The following is a 17,345-nucleotide window of genomic DNA, read 5'->3' as shown; positions in this document are numbered from 1 at the left end:
AGCGGTGTCGCGTCCGCCTCACGGGCGGGACGTGGCTCGTAGCCTACGGACGGGACCCGGGCATTCGTACCATATTGATGTTGGCGGTCAGGGGCGGAGATAAACGTCTTCGAGGCCGTCTTCCGGGTCCCACTGCTCGCCGATCTTGCGGAAGCCGAAGCCGCGGATGGTGGCGCGGGAGCCGGCGTTGTCCGGGCGGATGCTGGCGCGGACGCCGGTGACGCGCGGATCGGCGTCGGCGCGGTCGAGCAGGGCCCGCAGGATCGCGCGGGCGTAACCCCGGCGGCGGTGTTCCGGGTCGACCGAGTAGGCGACCTCGACGATGCCGTCGGCGTCCGGGGGACCGTGGAAACCGCCGTGGCCGACGACGACACCCTCCGGGTCGGCGAGTGCGGCGCGGGCGATCCAGTCGGCGGCTTCCGGGTCGGCGTGGATGTCGTCCAGGCGGATGCGCCACAGCCAGTTCTCGTCGACCAGGAACTGACTCAGCGGCGTCTCGGCGGCTTTGCTCGCGGCGTCCAGGTCGCCGTCGATGAGAGCGGCCAGGACAGCGGGCGAGAGCTTCAGGAAGCGGATGACCGGCATCTCGCGATGATCACACGGGGTGGTGGCCCACGCCACCATTCAGTTGTGCACAACTGAATTGCGCACTACTGTTCTGGCATGGCGGAGAGCACGGCACTGGACGAGATGATCTGCTTCCAGCTCTATGCGGCCAGCCGATCCCTGACCGGGCTGTATCGGCCGCTGCTGGACCCGCACGGCCTGACCTACCCGCAGTACCTGGTGTTACGGGTGCTCTGGCACGACGGCTCGACCACGGTCCGTGACCTCGGCCGCACGCTCCAGCTCGACAGCGGCACCCTCTCGCCGCTGCTGAAACGCCTCGAGGCGCAGGGCCACCTGGTCCGCACCCGGGGCGCCGACGACGAGCGCACCGTCCTGATCACCCTCACCGGCGCCGGCCAGGCGCTGCGCGACGAGATCGGTGACCTCACCCAGGCTCTGCTCTGCTCGATCAACCTCACGGTCGACGAGCTGACCCAGCTGAACCAGCTTTTGCTCCGCGCCCGCGGAACCTCGGCGCTCGACGAATCCCCCTAGAAAGGTGACCCCCGCATGACCGCGATCTACACCGCCTCTGCCACCGCTACCGGTGACGGCCGCAACGGTCACGTCCGCTCCAGCGACGGCGTGCTCGAGTTCGACCTGGCCATCCCGAAGGAGATGGGTGGCCCCGGCGGTGCGCTGACCAACCCGGAGCAGCTGTTCGCGGCCGGTTACGCCGCCTGTTTCCACAGCGCCCTCAAGCGGGTCGCCAGCGCGCAGAAGGTCACCCTGACCGACACCGCGATCACCGTCGACGTCGGCATCGGCCAGCTGCCCAGCGGCGGTTTCGGCCTGTCGGTCGAGATCGAGGCCGAGCTGCCCGGGCTGAGCGAGGAGCAGGCGACCGCGGTGCTCGAGGCCGCGCACCAGCTGTGCCCGTACTCGAACGCGACCCGCGGCAACGTCGAGGTCAAGCTCACCGTCGCCTGAGACGCCGGAAAGCCCGGAGCCCTTTGGGGGTTCCGGGCTTTTCTCATCCCTTCTCGCGGTCGAGCAGCGCCGCGACGGCTTCCAGCCGATCACTCGAGGTAGTCGATCACGTCGCGGCGGGCGGCCATCCAGGTCCGCGATTGTTCGGTACGGCAGGGGAGCCGCGGTCGGCGACCTGCCGGCGCGCCTCGCCGGCCAGGTGCGGGTAGGTGGCGGCGATCACCGCGTACACGGTGTCGCGGATCGCGGCGGTGGCCTCGGCCCGGCCCACCCGGGCGTAGAGCCCGTCGAGCACGGCGTCGTAGACCGTGGTCTCCTGGCGCAGGTAGTCGACCATCCAGCGGTGCAGGGTGGCCGGTTCGACGGTGTCCGCGGTCGCCGGATCGGGGGCCTGGCCGAGGTCCGCCGACCGTTGCCGGTCGAGCCGGTTGCGGTGGGCGACCGCCAGCCGGGCCAGTTTCACGGTGTCCAGGATCGGCACCCGGATGTCGAGCGCGGCGACCTCGGCCAGCAGCGCGGCCCGGCGGCCCTCGGTGATCGCCCGGCCGCGGGCGGCGCGCAGCACCGACCGCTCGCGCCACCGCCGCCACTGCTCGGTCTCCTCGGCCGCGACCACCCGGGCCAGGTCGAACAACAGCATCGGGGCCGGGCGGAACACCGGGCCCGGCTCGGTGAGGTCGGGTGCGCCGAGGAACCGGCGGATCGCCGCCACGGTCCAGCCCCGCTCGGCGAGACCGCCCGCGCTGACGTAGTCGTCGTCGTCCGTCACCGGCGGGGGCGCCGGACGTCGTGGGGCATGCCGCAACTGCATGCCCGTCATCTTGTCGTCGGTCAATGCCGCCCTGCCAGACAGCTGGTCCGTCTGGGTGCTCCGAAACACCCGGACGGACCAGCCCCGGCCGGTGCGGCACTCGGCCGGCCCGCGGCTCTCAGCCGGTCGGCGGCAGGTGGCGGGCACGCTGTGCCTGCATCGCCTCGACCTGCTCCGGCGTCATCGCGGCCAGCGCCGCCGAGCGCCGTTCCCGCATGGCGGTCAGCTCCTGCGGGGTCAGCGTGGCGGCGTACTCCTGCCGCCGGCGCTGCATCTCGGCGAGCTGTTCCGGGGTGAGTGGCTGATCCATGGTGACCATCTCCTCGATCAACTGGACGAACTCGGACGTCGACGGCTCGGCCATCCGGTCGAGCGCGCCGAGCACCCCGTGCAGGCGGGCCCGCAGGCTCATCCCGCGCCGGATCCGCTCCTCGGTCTCGGCGAGCTGGCGGCGCAGCAACCCGACCGGGTCACCGGACGCCGCGCCGAGCGTGTCGCGGATCTCGGCCAGACTCAGCCCGAACCCGCGCAGCGCCAGGATCACGTGCAACCGGCGCACGTCCGCGCCGGTGTAGCAGCGATGCCCGCCCGCGGTGCGGGCCGACGGCACGAGCAGACCGAGCCGGTCGTAGTGGTGCAGCGCCCGGACCGTCACACGGGTGGCCCGGGCCAGCTCACCGACCCGCCATTGGCGTGGGGACTCGTCCACCGAACACTCCTTTCCGGGGTACGCCGTCGACGGTATGACCTGACGCGACGTCGGGTTCAAGCCCGGTTCGTCACGACGCCAGGAAACCCTCCGCGCCGAGCCAGGCCGCGCAGTTCTCCGCCCAGCGCGCGGTGTGCGGAATGTGGATCTCGCCGTGGTCGCCGTACGCGACACCGTTCGCCAGGCCCAGTCCGTGCTGCCCGCGCGGGTAGATGTGCAGCTCCACCGGGATGCCGGCGGCGAACAGCGCGGACGCGTAGGCCAGGGCGTTGGGGAACCCGGGCGGGTCCTCGGCGGTCGCCCAGAGGAACGTCGGGCAGGTCGCGGCGTCGATGTTCCGGGCCGGGGAGAGCTCGTCGCGCAGTTCCATCCGCCCGTCCAGCACGAACGAGACCGGCGCGTCCGGCAGCAGGTGCAGATCCGCCACCGCGTAGGCGAGGATCGCGAAGTCCGGCCGCGGCGGCGCGGCGTCGAGCCGTTCCGCGGACATCACCGTGCCGGTCGCCAGCAGCCCGGCGATGTGCCCGCCGGCGCTGGAGCCGATCACACCGACGTGCTCGCCGACGTCCAGGCCGTGCTCGCCGGCCCGGATCCAGTCCAGGGCGGCGCGGCCGGCCTCCAGCGGCGCGGGGAAGCGGTGGTCGGTCATCAGCGGGTACCGCAGCACGAACGCGTGCAGTCCGATCCCGCTCAGCCAGCGGGCATAACCCTCGCCCTCGTGCCCGGCGTGGAACCGGTACCCGCCGCCCGGGAACACCAGCACGGCCGGGCGTGGCCCGGTGAAGCGCCGGTCAGCGGGGTAGGTGGTGATGTCGAGCGCACCGTCGGCGTGGTCCCGCCGCGCGGTGGTGGTGTCGATGGTCATGCATACCTCTCGTCGTCAGTGCGGACGACGGAGGCGGCAACAGCCCGGATGACAGCACGGTGAGGAGCGAGAGGCACAGAAATCCGGATAGGACCGACCGAGAGCGCAGCGCTCAGCGGTGGCTCGAAGTTGCCGCCTCCATCGTGTCGGCCCATCCGGGGCTCGCCGACACGGTAACACGCGGATTTCTCTGACCTGAGTCAACTATCGTGGGGCGGGTGGACGAGATCGAGCGGATCCGCGCGTTCAACCGGTTCTACACCCAGCACCTCGGCCTGCTCACCGACCGCTACCTGGACCAGGAGCGGGCGCTCGGGCCGGCCCGGCTGCTCTACGAGATCGGGGACCGGGCCGACCTGCGGGACCTGCGCGCCCGGCTCGGTCTGGACGCCGGGTACCTGAGCCGGCTGCTGCGTACCCTCGAGGACCACAACCTGGTGCGGGTCGGCCCGCACCCGGCGGACGGCCGCGCCCGGGTCGCCGCACTGACCGAGACCGGCCGCCGGGAACGCGCTGACCTGGACGAACGATCCCGCCGGGCGGTCACCGACGCGCTCGGGAACCTCACTGCGGAGCAGCGGGCCGAGCTGGTCGCCGCCCAGACGACGGTCCACCGGCTGCTGCGGCTGGCCGGCACGGGGATCGCTCCGGTCGATCCGGCCGCCGCTGAGGCCCGCACCAGCCTGCTCCGGTACGCGGTGGAGCTCGCCGAACGGTTCCCGGAGGGCTATGACCCGGCGACGCTGACCGCGCCCGGCGACGTCGACGGCACGATGCTGCTGGCGACCGAGAACGATCACACGATCGGCTGTGGTCTGTGGACCCGGCTGGCCCCCGGGACCGCCGAGCTGCGCCACCTGTGGGTCGCCGCCGAGGCGCGCGGGCTGGGGCTCGGGCGGCGGCTGCTGGCGGCCCTCGAGGCGGACGCCGCGGCGCACGGGATCACCGCGCTGCGGCTGGGTACCCACGCGGCGCTGACCGAGGCGATCGCGCTCTACCGCGGGGCCGGCTACCTGCCGATCGACGACTACAGCGACTCGCCGTACAACCAGCTCGCCTTCGAGAAGGTGCTGCTCACTCCAGGTTCGCGCGGGGGATCGGCGGGCCGATCTGGAAGTCGCGGAACATGACCTCGAGCCCGGCGCGCTCGGGTGAGCAGCACATGACGCCGACGTCGACGGTTTCCGGCAGGTCCAGGTGTCCGAGACGGATCAGCTGCCAGGTGCCGTCGGGTGCGGCCCGGTGCACGCAGACCGCGGAGCCGAAGCGGGTCAGGCGCAGGGCCAGCTCGTCGCGGTGCTCGGGCACCGGCACGACCGACAGGTCGGAGTCGTCGCGGGTCAGCACGGTGCTCAGCTGCACAGCGCCGGAGGTCACCTCGAGGCCGGTCTTGAGCCAGGTGCGCTCGTCGGCGCGCAGCATCAGCCCGGCCTGGTCGAACAGCGCGGAGTGCCCGGCGGAGACCACCACCTCGGCGGTGAAGTCACCGGTGACCGGGCGGTGGTAGAAGTGCCCGTTGTCGGTGACGTAGCCGTAGAACGTGCGGCGCCAGAAGTCCGTCTTCAACCCGGTGACGACGCGGATCACGCCGGCCTCGTCGGACCAGGACGGCGGTTCGTTGAGCCAGGACATGCGGTTCGGCATCGCGTCAGCTTATGGGCGTCGATACCATCTCGTCTCGTGCGGGACAGGCCGGTGGGGGTGGACGAGCGCGATCTGACGCCGGCGCTGCTCGACGGGTGGGGCATCACGGCCGGTGAACTCGAGTACCTGCCTGTGGGCGCGGGGAGCTATCACTGGGCGGCCGGTCCGTGGTTCGTGAAGGTCGACGATCTGGGCGTGGACGCGCCGTCGCGGGTGTTCGAGGATCTGCGCCGGTCGTTGACGGTGGCGCTGCGGCTGGGGCTCGCGTGTGTGGTCGCGCCGGTCGTGGCGGTGGACGGGTCGGTGGTACACCGGCTCGGTGATCGTTTTGCGGTGGCGGTGTTTCCGCTGGTGGCCGGAGTGGCGGGGGAGTTCGGGCCGCACCGGGCGGAGGATCTGGGCGAGGTGGCCCGGTTGCTGGCGCAGGTGCACGGGGCGACGCCGGCGGTGGTGGATCTCGCGCCGCGTGCGGATCTGCGGCTGCCGGGGCGCGGTGGGCTGGAGGAGGCGCTGCGGACGGTCGAGGTGCCGTGGACCGGTGGGCCGTTCGCGGAGCGGGCGCGGGCGGTGTTGCGTCGTCATGCCGGGCTGGTCCGGGACTGGCTGGCCGAGTTCGATCGGCTGGTGGCCGGGGTGCGGGGGACGTCGGCGGGGTGGGTGGTGACTCATGGCGAGCCGCATCCGGGGAACGTGCTGCGGACGGCGGACGGGTTGCGGCTGATCGACTGGACGACGGTGCAGATCGCGCCGCCGGAGCGGGATCTGTGGATGTTGGGCGAGGGGCTCGAGGTGTACACGGCGGAGGCCGGTCGTGAGGGCTCGCCGATGTCGCCGCGTTCACCGCTGACCTTCGCGGGCCGCACGGTGGCGGGCGGGACTCGGCTGCGGCGTTGCGGTATCTCAGCGGTTATTTCGAAAACTGAGGCGCTGGGGAGACCGTTCGGTTACTTCCTAGAATCCTAGGATGGCCTACGGGCAGTGCGGCGAGCCGCACCAACTGCAGAACGACGGCTGCGCCGACAGGACAGACAATTTGGTTTGTGCGGGCTGCTGACCCGGTCACCGGCTCACTAGGCGTTGATCAGCGTCAGCAGCCGGGCGCATTCGGACCGGCCCGCGATGCGGGCGATCGCCGTGCGGTAGAGCAGCACGTCGGCCAGCACGTCGAAGCGGCTGCCGCGGGCGTGCTCGGTCAGCCACCGGTCGATCAGGGTCCACGTCTGATCGTCGCTCAGCTCGTCGAGGCGGCACGACAGATGCCCCCAGGCGTGTCCGCGCAGGGTCGCGGTGCCGAGGTTGCGGTGCACCTGTGCCACCCACTCGACGATCTCCGACGGGTCGAGAAGGTACAGCACCTCGGCGAGGACCTCCTGTTTCAGCTCGGCCGGGTCCGGTCCGCCGATCGTGTACAGCACCCGGTACGCCGACGCCCGATCACCGTGGTGGGCGTACCCGACGGCGAGGCCGGCCTTGACGTACGCCCGCAGGGTCCCGCTGTCGATCCCCGAGGTGTCGGCTCGTTCCTCGAGCAGTGCCAGCTGCTTGGCGGAGAACAGCGGGGTCAGCGCCAGCGCCTCCCGCGCCCAGTCGTCGAACTCGCCGCGGCCGTGGTTGTGCTCGGGCCCTTCGACACCGTCGCCGTAGCCACCGTCGAAGAGCAGGTCGCGGATGAGCGGCCGGACGTCGGGGGCGAGGAGGCGGACGAGGAACGGGGTCCACCCGTCGGCGCTGCCGGCCAGCCAAGGGCTGTCCGGCGGGAACGGGTACACCGGACCGCGCTGCGCCGCGATCTCGCGCAGCCGGCCGATCCGGGCCTGAATCTCGGCCAGGGCGGCGTCGCGGTGATCGCCGGGCGGCCGGCGGGTGACCGCGGCGAGGCGGCAGAGGGCGAACCACGGCCCGGATCCCGATCCGGGCTCCAGCCGGGGGCCGCCCGGCGGGTACCGGCGTTCCCCGCCATCCGGCGAGGATCCCCAGTACGCGGCGGTCCACCACGCGGTCAGCGGCGGCTGTTCCGGCGGCTCGTCGAGGTGTTCCGCCGGAAGGTGGGTGTTCAGCAGCCAGCCCAGCTCGCCGGACACCTCGGAGGTGCGGCCGCCGTGCACCTCTTCGAGCACCGCTTCCGCCTCCCGTGGGCTGGTGGCCGCCCGGCGGGCCAGCAGTTCCTTGCGGGACCGATGGAAGGTGGCGGCCGCGGCGATCGGCATGAGGTCGCGGGCCTGCTCGAGGGTGAGGTGCTCGGCGGCGGCGGCGACGAGCCAGGTCTCCGCGCCGGTGCGTTCGATCAGGTCGACGATCAGGTCGGTGCAGCCCGCGCGGACCATCGCCGGCACGGCCGGTATCAGCTTGTTGAGACTGTCGGTGAAGGCCTTGAGGTCCTGCGGCGCGGCTCCGGCGATCTCGGCGGCGGTGTCCTGCCGGGCCGGTGGATCGAGCAGCGGGAGCAGCTGCGCCAGGCAGCACAGCCGATTCGCGCCGGTCAGCTCCGCGCGGACCCAGGTGGCGACCTCATCGGCGTCGGCGGCGGGCAGCACGCTGAGCAGCCCGTCGTAGTTGATGCCCGGCAGGAGTACCTGCTCCTGCTCGTACCGGCTCATTCTCGCCGCCGGATCGGGGCCGAGCCGATCGAAGAGCACCCATCGGATGATCGCGCTGACCTGGTCCTGCGGCATCCAGGGCGCGGCCGCGACGAATGCGTGGTGCTGCAGGTGGTTCAGGTAGACGAAGGGGGTGTCGCCGTACCCTTGCTGGCGGTACCGGTCCAGCGCGCCGATCAGGAAGGCCGCCGGCTCGGTGAGGCCGAGCCGTTCGGCGCGCTGCGGGTGCAGCGTCGCGGTGAGATGACCGATCGCGTACGTGTCGTCGTGCTCCTGATCCGACTCGGTGATCTCCCGGACCACCGTGGCGAGCGCGCCGGCGGCCAGGTCGTCGGGCATCCTCGCGATCAGTTCGGTCAGTGTCCAGATCGCGACGTACCGGCGGGAGTCGTGGCCGTCGGGCAGCCGGAACGCCGCTTGCAGGGCTTCCGCGACGTGGCCGAGCTCGTGGAGGCGTACCGCCCAGGCGGAGATCGCGGCGGCGAGCTCCTCGGAGTACGTGTTGCGGTGTGCCTCGTCGAGCAGCTGTTCCAGCGCGGGCAGGTCCTCGACGGGGATGACCGGCGCGAGGGCGGCCACCCCGTACGCCCGATCGGAGAGCCCCGGGTGGGTGGTGGTCGCGAGGTAGCCGAGGGCCCGGCCGGGCCGCCACAGCCCGTGGCGGACCAGTGCGGCGGCGAGCCCCGCGGACATGCCGGTGCCGAGGGCGCGCTGTTCGGCGGCGATCTCGGCGGCGCAGATCACCCGTTCCGGAAGTAGCCGGGGTTGCTCGCCGCGGGTGCGGCGCTGCTGGTCGAGGCGGCGGGCGTGACTCGCGACCGTCTCCACGTCGGCGCGGAACGCCCCGATGTCGTCGCCGGCGGCGTCCTTGACCCGCCGCCACAGCGGACCGGCCAGCTGCGGCGCGTACGGATGGAAGGTGTCCTGCGACGTCAGGTGGCCGGCCAGGTGCCGGGCCAGGTAGGTGGGCACCTCGCCGGGGGACAGGTCGCCGGTGTGCAACCGGTCGAGGGTGTCGACGCCCCACGACACGAACGCCTGCCGGTACTCCGTGGTGGAGCCGTCCTGCTCGAGACGGTCCCGGAGCATGTCCGTGATCACCTGATGGGCGACGATCACGGTGCCGCCGGTCCGGCCGGGGAGCACGAACCTGCTCAGCACGGTGAGGGCCGCGTCGACGCGTACCGCGTCCAGGGGTTGCCGCAGGCGGCCCGCGAGGGTGAGCAGGTCCGCGCGGGTGACCGGCCCTTCGGCGATGACGAGGATGCGCAGCAGCCGCTCGGCGTCGTCGACGCGGCCCTCACCGTGCCCGGACCAGAGGGTGCGCTGCTCCTTCCACCAGACGGCGAAGAAGCCGGCGAGCCCCGGCGGGGTCCGGGCGGCGTTCGCGGTCCAGGCGGCGAGCCGGCCGCCCGGCTCGGCGGGGAGCGCCTGCAGGTGCAGGGCGACGGTGACCGGTTCGCCGTCGGTGAGCGACCACAGCCGGGCCGCGGCCGCGTCGAGGTCGGCGGCCGGCGCGTCGGGCAGTGCCTGGCGCAGCAGCCCGGCCATGGCGGGCGCGCCGAGGCGGGACAGGGTGGTGGTGCGCGCGGCGGGCAGGCCGAGCTCACCGGTCGTCCAGGCGGCCGCGTCCGGGTGTTCACCGGTGTGCCGGGCGGACAGCAGCAGCCGGACCCCGGCGCCGGGGTGGTGCGGGAAGAGCCGGGGCCCCGGTGTCCAGCCGGCCGCCTCGTCGAGCGCGTCGACGATCACCACGATCCGGGTGCCGGTCGGCGCGGGTCGGCTGAGCAGGGCGCGGACGCTCTGGCGGGCGTCGGCGGCGCTCATGGTCCGGTCGTAGCTCTCCTGGTGCACCCGGCTGAGCCGGTGTACCAGCGCGAGCAGCGTCTCGCGGGCCTCGTTCGTCTCGTACCGGACGCTGATCGGTACCAGCACGACGTGCAGGTCGCGGCGGGCGGCGATCCGAGCGGCCCAGCGCACCAGCAGGGTGCTCTTGCCGATGCCAGCGGGTCCGCTCACCAGGTGGTGCGGCGGCGCGTCCGGCTCGGCGAGCCATCCGTCGAGGGCGGCGAGGTCGTCGTCGCGCCCGGCGAACGGCAGATCACCGCCGGGGCCGCGCAGCTGGGCGGTGACGAAGTCCTCCACCGCGAGCCGGGACGGGGCCTGCAGGTCACCGGCGAGGTCGAGCGCCGGTGCCGAGACCGGTCGCAGCGCCGGCCACCGGGCGGTGACGTCGTTGACGCGGGTGGCGTAGACGACACCGCCGACCGCGGTCTCCGGGTCGTCGTCGGACTCCTGCATCCAGCGAGCGACGCCGACGGCGACCGGACCGGCGGGGGTGCGGGCCAGCGCCGGTGAACCGCTGAACCCGCGGGGCCGGACCCCGCCGATCAGCTGGTCGGCGTAGAGCTGGAGCACCGTGGTGCCGGCGCCGATGACGCTCTGCTGTTCGACCCGGCATGGCAGGGTCCGCGCGGCCACCGCGGTGATCCGGTCCAGCGGCCAGCCGGTGACGTCCACCGCAGACTCACGCGGGGCGTCGTCGTCGCGTCCGAGCGCCACCGGTGACCAACCGGCGGGCAGCCGGAACGGCGGCCGGAAACCGAGCAGTGCCACGTCGGTGTCCTCGTCGTCCTGCAGCAGGACGACGGCGCCGGTCAGGTCCGGCGCGAACGTGACGGTGATCGCGGCCCCGGCGGGCCGGTCCCGGACACAGTGCCGGCAGGTGAGCAGCAGGTCGTCGGTGACCACGAACGCGGTGCCGCGCGCGCGGCCGCCGATCCGCACCTCACCGATGGCGAGCCCGGCCACGACGTCACGCCCTCGCGGTCCATTGGATCGCCACCTTGAACGCGGCGGCGGTCTTGCCCTTGCAGACCACGATGCCGGTCTCGGCCTCCAGGTTCAGGCCGAATTCCATGCTGACCTGCGACATCTCCCAGCGGCCTGGTTCCGGCGCCGGCGGGGTGTCGCGTTCCAAGGCGGCGCGCAACCGCTCGGCCATGCCGGCGACGGCAGCGCCGATCTCGTCGGCCCGGGTGCTGAAGCGTTCGAGGACGTCGACGGCGCCGATCTCGCCGCGCCGGTCGGGGCTCACCTCGACCTCGATGCGGACCAGCTCCAGGGACTGCGCGCCGTCACCGGCGTCCGCAGGGTCGGCGACGGCGGCGGTGTCGGCGAGGATGCGGCGATAGTTGATCGGATCTGACATGTCGGCCACGGTTGTCAGCTATACCGCAGCCACCGTCCGTGTCCTAGCAGGAATGCGTCAACGTGCGTGGGGGGCCATCCGCAGGCGGGCGCGGCCGGACCTGGGCGGTGTGCGGTGGCGGGGCGCGGGTGTCACGGGCCCCAGTCGAGCTGGGCTTCCGGGACGCCGACGGACCGGCCGTACGAGATGGCTTTTCGGCGGGCGGCGGTGTCGCCCACCGCGTACTGAAAGACGCGGCCGGCGAAGACCACGACGTGCCCGGTGCCGGAGCGGAAATCCGCATACCACCCGCCGTCGGCGGCGAGGCCGGCGCTGAGCGCCGCGGCCAGCTCCTCGGCGCGCTCGTCGGGTGCGGTGACGTCGAGCAGGGTCCAGACCGGTGGCTGGGCGGGGCCGGGCTCGGTGACGCTGACCCGGGAGACCCTGGTCAGTTCGAGGCCCGGCACCGCCAGCGCGGCGCCGGGACGAAGGCTTTCGGCGATGATGCGTCCCTTGACCATGCCGTGGATCCTGCCACCGAGGTACGACGGTTTCAGGGGCGCGGCCGGACCCGGGAGGTGTCCGGGGGCCGGGTCGTGTCGACGTACCTCGGGATCTGCATTTCGTCGGCGCGCAGCGGCGCGAGAGCCGCGTCGATCCCCTCCATGATCAGCCGCGTGGCGTGCATGGCCTGGGCGCCGGGTGTGCCGGTGTTCGCGGTGAGGTCCACCGGGGTGCCGAAGTGGACCTGGACCACCGGCCGTCGCAGCAGGGCGCGGAGCAGAGCGCGGCCCATGCCGGTCGGTGCCGCGTAGGGCAGCACCGCGTGGGCGCCCCACTGGGCGACCGGCAGGACCGGCGCGTCGGTCATCGCGGCCATCCGGGCGACGCCGGTCTTGCCGCGTTCCGGCCACATCCACGGGTCGAGGCCGATCCGGCCCTCGGGGTAGACCAGTACCGTCGCGCCGTCCTTGAGGGCCTGCGCGGCGGCCGGGAGGGCGTCGGCGGCCCGGCTGTCGCCGCGGTCGACCCGGATGTGCTGGCAGGCGCGCATGGCGGCGCCGACGATCGGGGTGTCGAACACCCCGCCGGTGATCATGATGCGCGGGGCGATGCCGATCTTGTGGCAGGCAGCCACCATGATCAGGGGGTCGAACGGGCTGACGTGGTTGGCGGCCAGCAGGACCGGGCCGGTGCGCAGCTCGGCCGGCACGGTCCCGGTGACCCGCAGGCGGCACAGTGGGAGGATCGCCACGCGGGACAGGGCGAGCAGGAAGCGCCACAGCAGCGGCGGTCGCCAGGTTGTTGACGTCTCCATAGGCGGGCCATGATGGCATGCCGGTGCCAGGGTCAGCTATCGGCCGGTCAGCGCGTCCAGGTCGCGTTCGGCGAACAGGCGGTGCTCCCATTCCTCGTTGAGGATGGCGCCCAGGCAGCGTTTGATCGGGTAGCCGGCCGGGTCGGGGTAGCCGGGCGCGTCGACCGGGGTGGTCGTGGCGCCGAGGTCGAGATCGGGGTCGTCGAGGACCCGCCGGACGGTGGCCATCCGGTCGGCGCGCAGTGCGAGGATCTCGTCGAGGGTGGGCCGGGCGCTGGGGTCGACCGGGACGGTGCCGGGCGGCATCTCGTCGTGCGGCAGGCCGAGCGGGGACCACGGGGCCGGTTGGCCGAGGACGGCGCGCAGCACCCAGGCGTCGGTGGCGAAGACCAGGTGGCGCAGGGTTTCGATGAACGACCATTCGCCGTCGACGCGTTCGTCGAGCAGTTCCGGGGGCAGGGTGCGGGCGCGCTCGACGGTGCCGGCCCAGAGCCGTTCCAGGATGGTCCAGGCCTCGCGGTAGCCGGCCGGGTCGGTGGGGGACATCTTGGCGCGGTCCGGGTAGCGGCGGTTGAGTTCCGCCTCGATCAGCGGCGCGACCTCGACGCCGTTGACGGTCAGGCCGGTGATGTAGCCGTCGATGTCGGTGTTCTCGAGCACCGCGCCGCGGATCAGCGCGCCGCTGAGATCGACGTTGCGGAACCGGGCGTTCTGAAGGTTTTCATTGATGAACTCGATCACTTTGCCATCCTGCCGGGAGTGCTAGCGTTTGTCACGGCACCGCGACGCGGCTGCCCCGGACGAGTTGCGTGTCGTACCCGGCCTGACAAGACGACCGCCTTTTCATCGAGGTGAGTCAGTCATGGCATGGATGGTGCTCGTCGTCTCCGGTGTGCTGGAGACCGTGTGGGCGATCGCTCTGGACCGCAGCGCCGGGTTCTCCCGTCCGCTGCCGACCGCGGTGTTCGGCGTCGCGATCGTGCTGAGCATGCTGGGCCTGGGGTATGCGCTGCGGACGATCCCGGTCGGTACCGGCTATGCGGTCTGGGTGGGCATCGGGGTGGTCGGCACCGCGCTGGTCGGGATGGTCGCGCTCGGCGAGAGCGTGTCGCTGCTGCGGGTCGTCTGCTTGTTGCTGGTGGTCGGTGGCGTGGTGGGATTGAAGTACGCCCACTGACCACGGTCCGATCTCTTCCTAGAATCCTAGGACGCTCTAGAGGTAGTGCGGCAAGCCGCACCGAGGAAACCACCCAAAGGACGGCTTCGCCGACACCCATAAAGATTTTGTTTTCGTACGGAGGTCAGGAGCCCTCATGTCGTTCACCCATCGCCTCGCCGACCGTGCCGACCTGCCGGACCTGCTCGTGGTGATCGAGGCGTCGATAGCCGAACTGCAGAAGGAGTTCCTGGACGCCGCGGAGATCGCCGCCAGCCGGGCGATCATGGGCCTCGACACGGCGCTGATCGACGACCGGACGTACTTCGTGGTCGAGTCCGCGGGCCGGATCGCCGGCTGCGGCGGCTGGAGCCGGCGGGCGACGCTGTACGGCGGTGATCACTCAGCCGGGCGGGACGCGGCGCTGCTCGAGCCGGGCCGGGACCCGGCGAAGGTGCGGGCGATGTACACCCACCCGGACTTCGCGCGCCGCGGTGTCGGGCGGCTGGTGCTCGGGCTCAGCGAGGCGGCGGCCGCGGCGGAGGGGTTCACCGTCCTCGAGCTGATGGCGACGCTGTCGGGTGAGCCGTTGTACCGGGCGGCCGGGTTCGTGCCGGTGGAGCGCCTGGTCGACGAGGCCGGTGGCGCCGCGGTGCCGCTGGTCCGGATGCGCAAGCCGATCGTCTGAGGTGCCGCGCGGTCGCGGCACCGGTCACCAGTCGCGCCACTGGTCGGTGAGTTCGGCGCGGTCGATGCCGCGGCGGGTGGTCAGCGCGGTGACGTCGATGCCGGCCTTGTCGAGGACGTGGTCGAGGTACTCGGCGAGTTCTTCGCGCTCGATGGTGTCGATGCCCTCGTCGGCCTGGTTGAGGGCGGTGACGACGTGCTCGACGGTGGCCCAGATCTGCTCGTCGGTGGCGGCCGGGGTGAGGGCGCGGACCTCGGCCTCGTAGCCGGCCAGGGCCTGGTCGACGGCGGCGATGAAGGCCGGGTCGATGTCGACGGCGTAGGACTCGCCGGGGCGCACACCGGCGGCCACGGCCGCGGTCTTCGCGTTCTGCCAGGTCTGGCTGGGGCGTTCGGTCATGCCGGGAACCCTAGCGGCGCCCTACGACATTTCCGGCCGGCCGGGGATCAGGGCGGCGGTGTCCGGCCAGGCCATGCGCAGCACCTGCGGGGTGCCCTGCAGCACGCCGGCCGGGGCGCCGTCGAAGCGGGTGGTCTCCACGACCGTGGCGCCCATCGCCCGGTAGAAGCTTTGCGCGGGCTGGTTGACGGCGAACACCCACAGGTACAGCGGGCTGCCCGCGCCGATCGCGGTGGCGGCGCGGGTCAGCAGTTCCCGGCCGAGGCCGTGGCGCTGCCGGTCGTGCGCGATGTGGATCTCGTCGATCTCGGCGCCCCACTGCGGGTCGGAGCCGGCGACGAAGTGGACGAATCCGGCGAGGTGGCCGTGGTCGTCGGCGACGATGGTGCGGCGCGGGCCGGGGACGCTGAGCCGGCGGGTCCAGACCGGGAGGCGGTCGGCGAGCGGGTCGCCGTCGAGGAACGTGTCGGTGAAGCAGCCGCGGAAGTGGCGTTGCCAGCTGTCGGCGTGCAGGGCGGCGATCGCTGCCGCGTCGTCCGGTCCGGCGGGGCGATAGATCGTCATGAGGGGGACCCTATCGGCTGTTTTCCGCCGTATGTGCCCCGCGTCCGTTTACCGGTGGCGGTTCAGATCCCCAGGGCCGCTTTGACCAGGGCGAGTGCGGTGTCCGGCGGGATGCCCAGGGCGCGGGTGCTTTCGGCGTACGTCATGGCGGCGGCCTGGGCCCGCCGCGACGTCCCGGTGGCGCGGGCGGTGACCACCGTGCCGAGCCGGCCCCGGGTCTCGACGAGGCCGGCCTGTTCGAGTTCCTTGTAGGCGCGCGCGACGGTGTTGGCGGCCAGCCCCAGGTCGGTGGCGAGCTGGCGTACCGGCGGCAGTTTGGTGCCGGCGGCCAGGGTGCCGTCGGCGGCGAGTGCCGCGATCTGGGTGCGGACCTGCTCGTAGGGCGGGTCGGCTGCGTCCGGGTCGATGGTGAGGTTCATCAGACCAGTGTCGGCGGGGTGTTGCCGGCCGCGACGATGGCGCGCCGGATCGGGACCAGGGCCAGCAGGACGCCGCCGACGAGGAAGAACACCACGAGCGAGACGATGCCGAGGCGGTAGCTGTCGGTGAGCTGGAAGACCAGGCCGAACAGCAGCGGGCCGAGCCAGCTGGTGCCCTTGTCGCTGATCTCGTAGAAGCCGTAGTACTCGCCTTCGCGGCCGTCCGGGATGAGCTGGGAGAACAGGCTGCGGCTCAGGGCCTGGCTGCCGCCGAGGACCAGGCCGATCCCGGCGCCGAGGATCATGAAGGGGATCGGGGCGCCGGCCGGGAGCCAGAACGCGGCGATGACCACGCCGAGCCACAGGGCGAGGCTGATCAGGATGGTGTTGCGGGCGCCGATGCGGGTGGCGAGCGCGCCGAGCAGCAGGGCGCCGCCGAACGCGAGGAACTGCACGATCAGGATCGTGATGATCAGGGTGGACTGCTCGAGTTTGAGTTCCTCGGTGCCGAACTGGCTGGCCAGGGTGATCACGGTCTGGATGCCGTCGTTGTAGATCAGGTACGCGCCGAGGAAGGCCAGGGTGAGCGGGTAGGCGCGCATGTGCCGGATGGTGTGCCCGAGTTGTTTGAAGCCGTCGGTGAGCACGTTGGCGCCGGGGCTGGTGGTGGCGTCGGCGCCGGGGCGTTCGCGCAGCCAGAGCAGCGGCAGGATGGTGAACGCGGCCCACCAGATGCCGGCCGAGACGATCGACCAGCGGGCCAGGTCGAGGGTGCGTTGCGGGTTGCCCTCTTCGCTGAGCGCGGTGACGGCGACGAGGTTGAGCAGCAGCAGCAGGCCGCCGCCGAGGTAGCCGATGGCCCAGCCCTTGCTGGAGACCCGGTCGCGCTGGTCGGGTTCGGCCAGGTGCGGCAGAAACGAGTTGTAGACCACGACGGCGGCGCCGAACGCGATGTTCGCGATCAGGAACAGGATGCCGCCGAGCAGGTAGCGCTGGCCGGTGACGAACCCCATGGCGATGGTGGCGGCGGCACCGACGAACGCGGCGCCGGCCAGCAGCGGCTTCTTGCGCGGTGCCCGGTCGCAGATCGCGCCCATCACCGGCAGGACGAACACCGTCAGGAGTACCGACAGCGACACGACGTACGGGTAGAAGCTGCCCGCGGCCACGGTGAGCCCGAGCGGGTGCACCACGGCGTTGCAGTCGTCGGCGTCGATCGCGCAGCCGGCGGCCTGTTCGGTGACCGTGGTCAGGAACGGGCCGAGGAACACGGTGATGACGGTGGTCTGGAACGCCGAGTTGGCCCAGTCGTAGAGGTACCAGCCGTGCCGCTCGCGTTTACCGGCGGGTACGGGTGTCGGCGTGCCGGTGACGGCCATCGTGTGCGCTCCTGGGTGTGGGTCGGTGCGCGCACATGATGCCATCCGCGCGCTCAGCGCACGAGAC

The 17,345-nt window shown here is 72.3% G+C and carries 20 protein-coding genes and 1 riboswitch; of the genes, 6 read left to right on the top strand and 14 right to left on the bottom strand.

All coding sequences use genetic code 11. From position 1 onward, the window contains the following. Nucleotides 1-87: 87 nt before the first annotated feature. Complete coding sequence (locus tag ADL15_RS23425; protein WP_067695386.1) at nt 88-585, bottom strand: GNAT family N-acetyltransferase; 498 nt, start codon at nt 583-585, stop codon at nt 88-90. Nucleotides 586-663: 78 nt separating this feature from the next. On the opposite strand from ADL15_RS23425, the gene ADL15_RS23420 reads away from it, so the two are divergent. Together ADL15_RS23420 and ADL15_RS23415 are read left to right on the top strand one after the other, a co-directional pair. After that, complete coding sequence (locus tag ADL15_RS23420) at nt 664-1,104, top strand: MarR family winged helix-turn-helix transcriptional regulator (protein ID WP_067695032.1); 441 nt, start codon at nt 664-666, stop codon at nt 1,102-1,104. Nucleotides 1,105-1,119: 15 nt separating this feature from the next. Next, on the top strand, nt 1,120-1,539 hold the full coding sequence (locus tag ADL15_RS23415) for an organic hydroperoxide resistance protein (protein WP_067695030.1): 420 nt from the start codon (nt 1,120-1,122) through the stop codon (nt 1,537-1,539). Between the two features lie 106 nt (nt 1,540-1,645). Here the strand turns inward: ADL15_RS23415 and ADL15_RS23410 are convergent, their stop codons facing one another. The 3 genes from ADL15_RS23410 to ADL15_RS23400 all read right to left on the bottom strand — a co-directional run bounded on the left by ADL15_RS23410 (nt 1,646) and on the right by ADL15_RS23400 (nt 3,924). Next, the gene (locus ADL15_RS23410; protein WP_157441556.1) at nt 1,646-2,350 is read right to left on the bottom strand and encodes a hypothetical protein; all 705 of its coding nucleotides are present in this window, start codon (nt 2,348-2,350) and stop codon (nt 1,646-1,648) included. A 118-nt stretch (nt 2,351-2,468) separates the two neighbouring features. Then, nucleotides 2,469-3,059, bottom strand: coding sequence for a MerR family transcriptional regulator (locus ADL15_RS23405; protein WP_067695026.1), 591 nt, complete (start codon nt 3,057-3,059; stop codon nt 2,469-2,471). A 70-nt stretch (nt 3,060-3,129) separates the two neighbouring features. Further along, on the bottom strand, nt 3,130-3,924 hold the full coding sequence (locus ADL15_RS23400; protein ID WP_067695023.1) for an alpha/beta hydrolase: 795 nt from the start codon (nt 3,922-3,924) through the stop codon (nt 3,130-3,132). 218 nt (nt 3,925-4,142) lie between these two features. Here ADL15_RS23400 and ADL15_RS23395 point away from each other — a divergent pair, with 218 nt between their 5' ends. Further along, nucleotides 4,143-5,054 (top strand): MarR family winged helix-turn-helix transcriptional regulator, encoded by a 912-nt coding sequence (locus ADL15_RS23395; protein ID WP_067695020.1) that lies wholly within the window; start codon nt 4,143-4,145, stop codon nt 5,052-5,054. Here ADL15_RS23395 and ADL15_RS23390 read toward each other — a convergent pair. After that, complete coding sequence (locus ADL15_RS23390; protein WP_067695017.1) at nt 4,999-5,568, bottom strand: DUF1349 domain-containing protein; 570 nt, start codon at nt 5,566-5,568, stop codon at nt 4,999-5,001. The genes ADL15_RS23395 and ADL15_RS23390 overlap by 56 nt on opposite strands. Before the next feature lie 57 nt (nt 5,569-5,625). Between ADL15_RS23390 and ADL15_RS23385 the strand changes: the two genes are divergently transcribed. Beyond that, nucleotides 5,626-6,531 (top strand): phosphotransferase, encoded by a 906-nt coding sequence (locus ADL15_RS23385; RefSeq protein ID WP_232344297.1) that lies wholly within the window; start codon nt 5,626-5,628, stop codon nt 6,529-6,531. Nucleotides 6,532-6,638: 107 nt separating this feature from the next. On the opposite strand, the gene ADL15_RS23380 is transcribed toward ADL15_RS23385, so the two are convergent. The 5 genes from ADL15_RS23380 to ADL15_RS23360 all read right to left on the bottom strand — a co-directional run bounded on the left by ADL15_RS23380 (nt 6,639) and on the right by ADL15_RS23360 (nt 13,414). Beyond that, complete coding sequence (locus ADL15_RS23380) at nt 6,639-10,976, bottom strand: serine protease (protein WP_067695014.1); 4,338 nt, start codon at nt 10,974-10,976, stop codon at nt 6,639-6,641. A gap of 4 nt (nt 10,977-10,980) precedes the next feature. Then, a complete protein-coding gene (locus ADL15_RS23375) occupies nt 10,981-11,376 on the bottom strand; it encodes a CU044_2847 family protein (protein ID WP_157441555.1) in 396 nt (131 codons plus the stop codon). Between the two features lie 131 nt (nt 11,377-11,507). Further along, nucleotides 11,508-11,876, bottom strand: a complete 369-nt coding sequence (locus ADL15_RS23370; RefSeq protein WP_067695004.1) for a hypothetical protein — start codon at nt 11,874-11,876, stop codon at nt 11,508-11,510. Nucleotides 11,877-11,908: 32 nt separating this feature from the next. Further along, a complete protein-coding gene (locus ADL15_RS23365) occupies nt 11,909-12,673 on the bottom strand; it encodes a lysophospholipid acyltransferase family protein (protein ID WP_067695001.1) in 765 nt (254 codons plus the stop codon). 36 nt (nt 12,674-12,709) lie between these two features. Further along, the gene (locus ADL15_RS23360) at nt 12,710-13,414 is read right to left on the bottom strand and encodes a DinB family protein (RefSeq protein WP_067694998.1); all 705 of its coding nucleotides are present in this window, start codon (nt 13,412-13,414) and stop codon (nt 12,710-12,712) included. Nucleotides 13,415-13,447: 33 nt separating this feature from the next. Beyond that, nucleotides 13,448-13,515, top strand: a riboswitch (guanidine-III (ykkC-III) riboswitch). 20 nt (nt 13,516-13,535) lie between these two features. On the opposite strand from ADL15_RS23360, the gene ADL15_RS23355 reads away from it, so the two are divergent. After that, entirely contained in the window at nt 13,536-13,850 is a 315-nt protein-coding gene (locus tag ADL15_RS23355; protein WP_067694994.1) for a DMT family transporter, read from the top strand. Nucleotides 13,851-13,986: 136 nt separating this feature from the next. Then, entirely contained in the window at nt 13,987-14,517 is a 531-nt protein-coding gene (locus ADL15_RS23350; protein WP_067694992.1) for a GNAT family N-acetyltransferase, read from the top strand. A 24-nt stretch (nt 14,518-14,541) separates the two neighbouring features. Here ADL15_RS23350 and ADL15_RS23345 read toward each other — a convergent pair whose 3' ends face one another. The 4 genes from ADL15_RS23345 to ADL15_RS23330 all read right to left on the bottom strand — a co-directional run bounded on the left by ADL15_RS23345 (nt 14,542) and on the right by ADL15_RS23330 (nt 17,278). Beyond that, nucleotides 14,542-14,916, bottom strand: a complete 375-nt coding sequence (locus ADL15_RS23345) for a hypothetical protein (RefSeq protein WP_067694989.1) — start codon at nt 14,914-14,916, stop codon at nt 14,542-14,544. A gap of 21 nt (nt 14,917-14,937) precedes the next feature. Further along, on the bottom strand, nt 14,938-15,480 hold the full coding sequence (locus ADL15_RS23340) for a GNAT family N-acetyltransferase (protein WP_067694986.1): 543 nt from the start codon (nt 15,478-15,480) through the stop codon (nt 14,938-14,940). A 62-nt stretch (nt 15,481-15,542) separates the two neighbouring features. Next, a complete protein-coding gene (locus ADL15_RS23335; RefSeq protein WP_067694980.1) occupies nt 15,543-15,899 on the bottom strand; it encodes a GntR family transcriptional regulator in 357 nt (118 codons plus the stop codon). Next, nucleotides 15,899-17,278 carry an MFS transporter gene (locus tag ADL15_RS23330; protein ID WP_067694977.1) on the bottom strand — a complete coding sequence of 460 codons (1,380 nt, stop codon included), beginning with the start codon at nt 17,276-17,278 and terminating at the stop codon, nt 15,899-15,901. The genes ADL15_RS23335 and ADL15_RS23330 overlap by 1 nt, the downstream gene beginning before the upstream one ends. Between the last annotated feature and the right edge of the window lie 67 nt (nt 17,279-17,345).

Source organism: Actinoplanes awajinensis subsp. mycoplanecinus (assembly GCF_001509495.1).
Classification (GTDB): domain Bacteria; phylum Actinomycetota; class Actinomycetes; order Mycobacteriales; family Micromonosporaceae; genus Actinoplanes; species Actinoplanes palleronii.
Note: the sequence above shows the minus strand (reverse complement) of the source record. Positions and strands in the feature narration are given on the sequence as shown.

Coding starts and splice junctions, on each gene's coding strand:
- ADL15_RS23345 (WP_067694989.1), bottom strand. CDS start 14,916: ATGACCGAACGCCCCAGCCAGACCTGGCAGAACGCGAAGACCGCGGCC.
- ADL15_RS23350 (WP_067694992.1), top strand. CDS start 13,987: ATGTCGTTCACCCATCGCCTCGCCGACCGTGCCGACCTGCCGGACCTG.
- ADL15_RS23410 (WP_157441556.1), bottom strand. CDS start 2,350: ATGCAGTTGCGGCATGCCCCACGACGTCCGGCGCCCCCGCCGGTGACG.
- ADL15_RS23375 (WP_157441555.1), bottom strand. CDS start 11,376: ATGTCAGATCCGATCAACTATCGCCGCATCCTCGCCGACACCGCCGCC.
- ADL15_RS23420 (WP_067695032.1), top strand. CDS start 664: ATGGCGGAGAGCACGGCACTGGACGAGATGATCTGCTTCCAGCTCTAT.
- ADL15_RS23370 (WP_067695004.1), bottom strand. CDS start 11,876: ATGGTCAAGGGACGCATCATCGCCGAAAGCCTTCGTCCCGGCGCCGCG.
- ADL15_RS23330 (WP_067694977.1), bottom strand. CDS start 17,278: ATGGCCGTCACCGGCACGCCGACACCCGTACCCGCCGGTAAACGCGAG.
- ADL15_RS23415 (WP_067695030.1), top strand. CDS start 1,120: ATGACCGCGATCTACACCGCCTCTGCCACCGCTACCGGTGACGGCCGC.
- ADL15_RS23400 (WP_067695023.1), bottom strand. CDS start 3,924: ATGACCATCGACACCACCACCGCGCGGCGGGACCACGCCGACGGTGCG.
- ADL15_RS23335 (WP_067694980.1), bottom strand. CDS start 15,899: ATGAACCTCACCATCGACCCGGACGCAGCCGACCCGCCCTACGAGCAG.
- ADL15_RS23390 (WP_067695017.1), bottom strand. CDS start 5,568: ATGCCGAACCGCATGTCCTGGCTCAACGAACCGCCGTCCTGGTCCGAC.
- ADL15_RS23425 (WP_067695386.1), bottom strand. CDS start 585: ATGCCGGTCATCCGCTTCCTGAAGCTCTCGCCCGCTGTCCTGGCCGCT.
- ADL15_RS23365 (WP_067695001.1), bottom strand. CDS start 12,673: ATGGAGACGTCAACAACCTGGCGACCGCCGCTGCTGTGGCGCTTCCTG.
- ADL15_RS23340 (WP_067694986.1), bottom strand. CDS start 15,480: ATGACGATCTATCGCCCCGCCGGACCGGACGACGCGGCAGCGATCGCC.
- ADL15_RS23355 (WP_067694994.1), top strand. CDS start 13,536: ATGGCATGGATGGTGCTCGTCGTCTCCGGTGTGCTGGAGACCGTGTGG.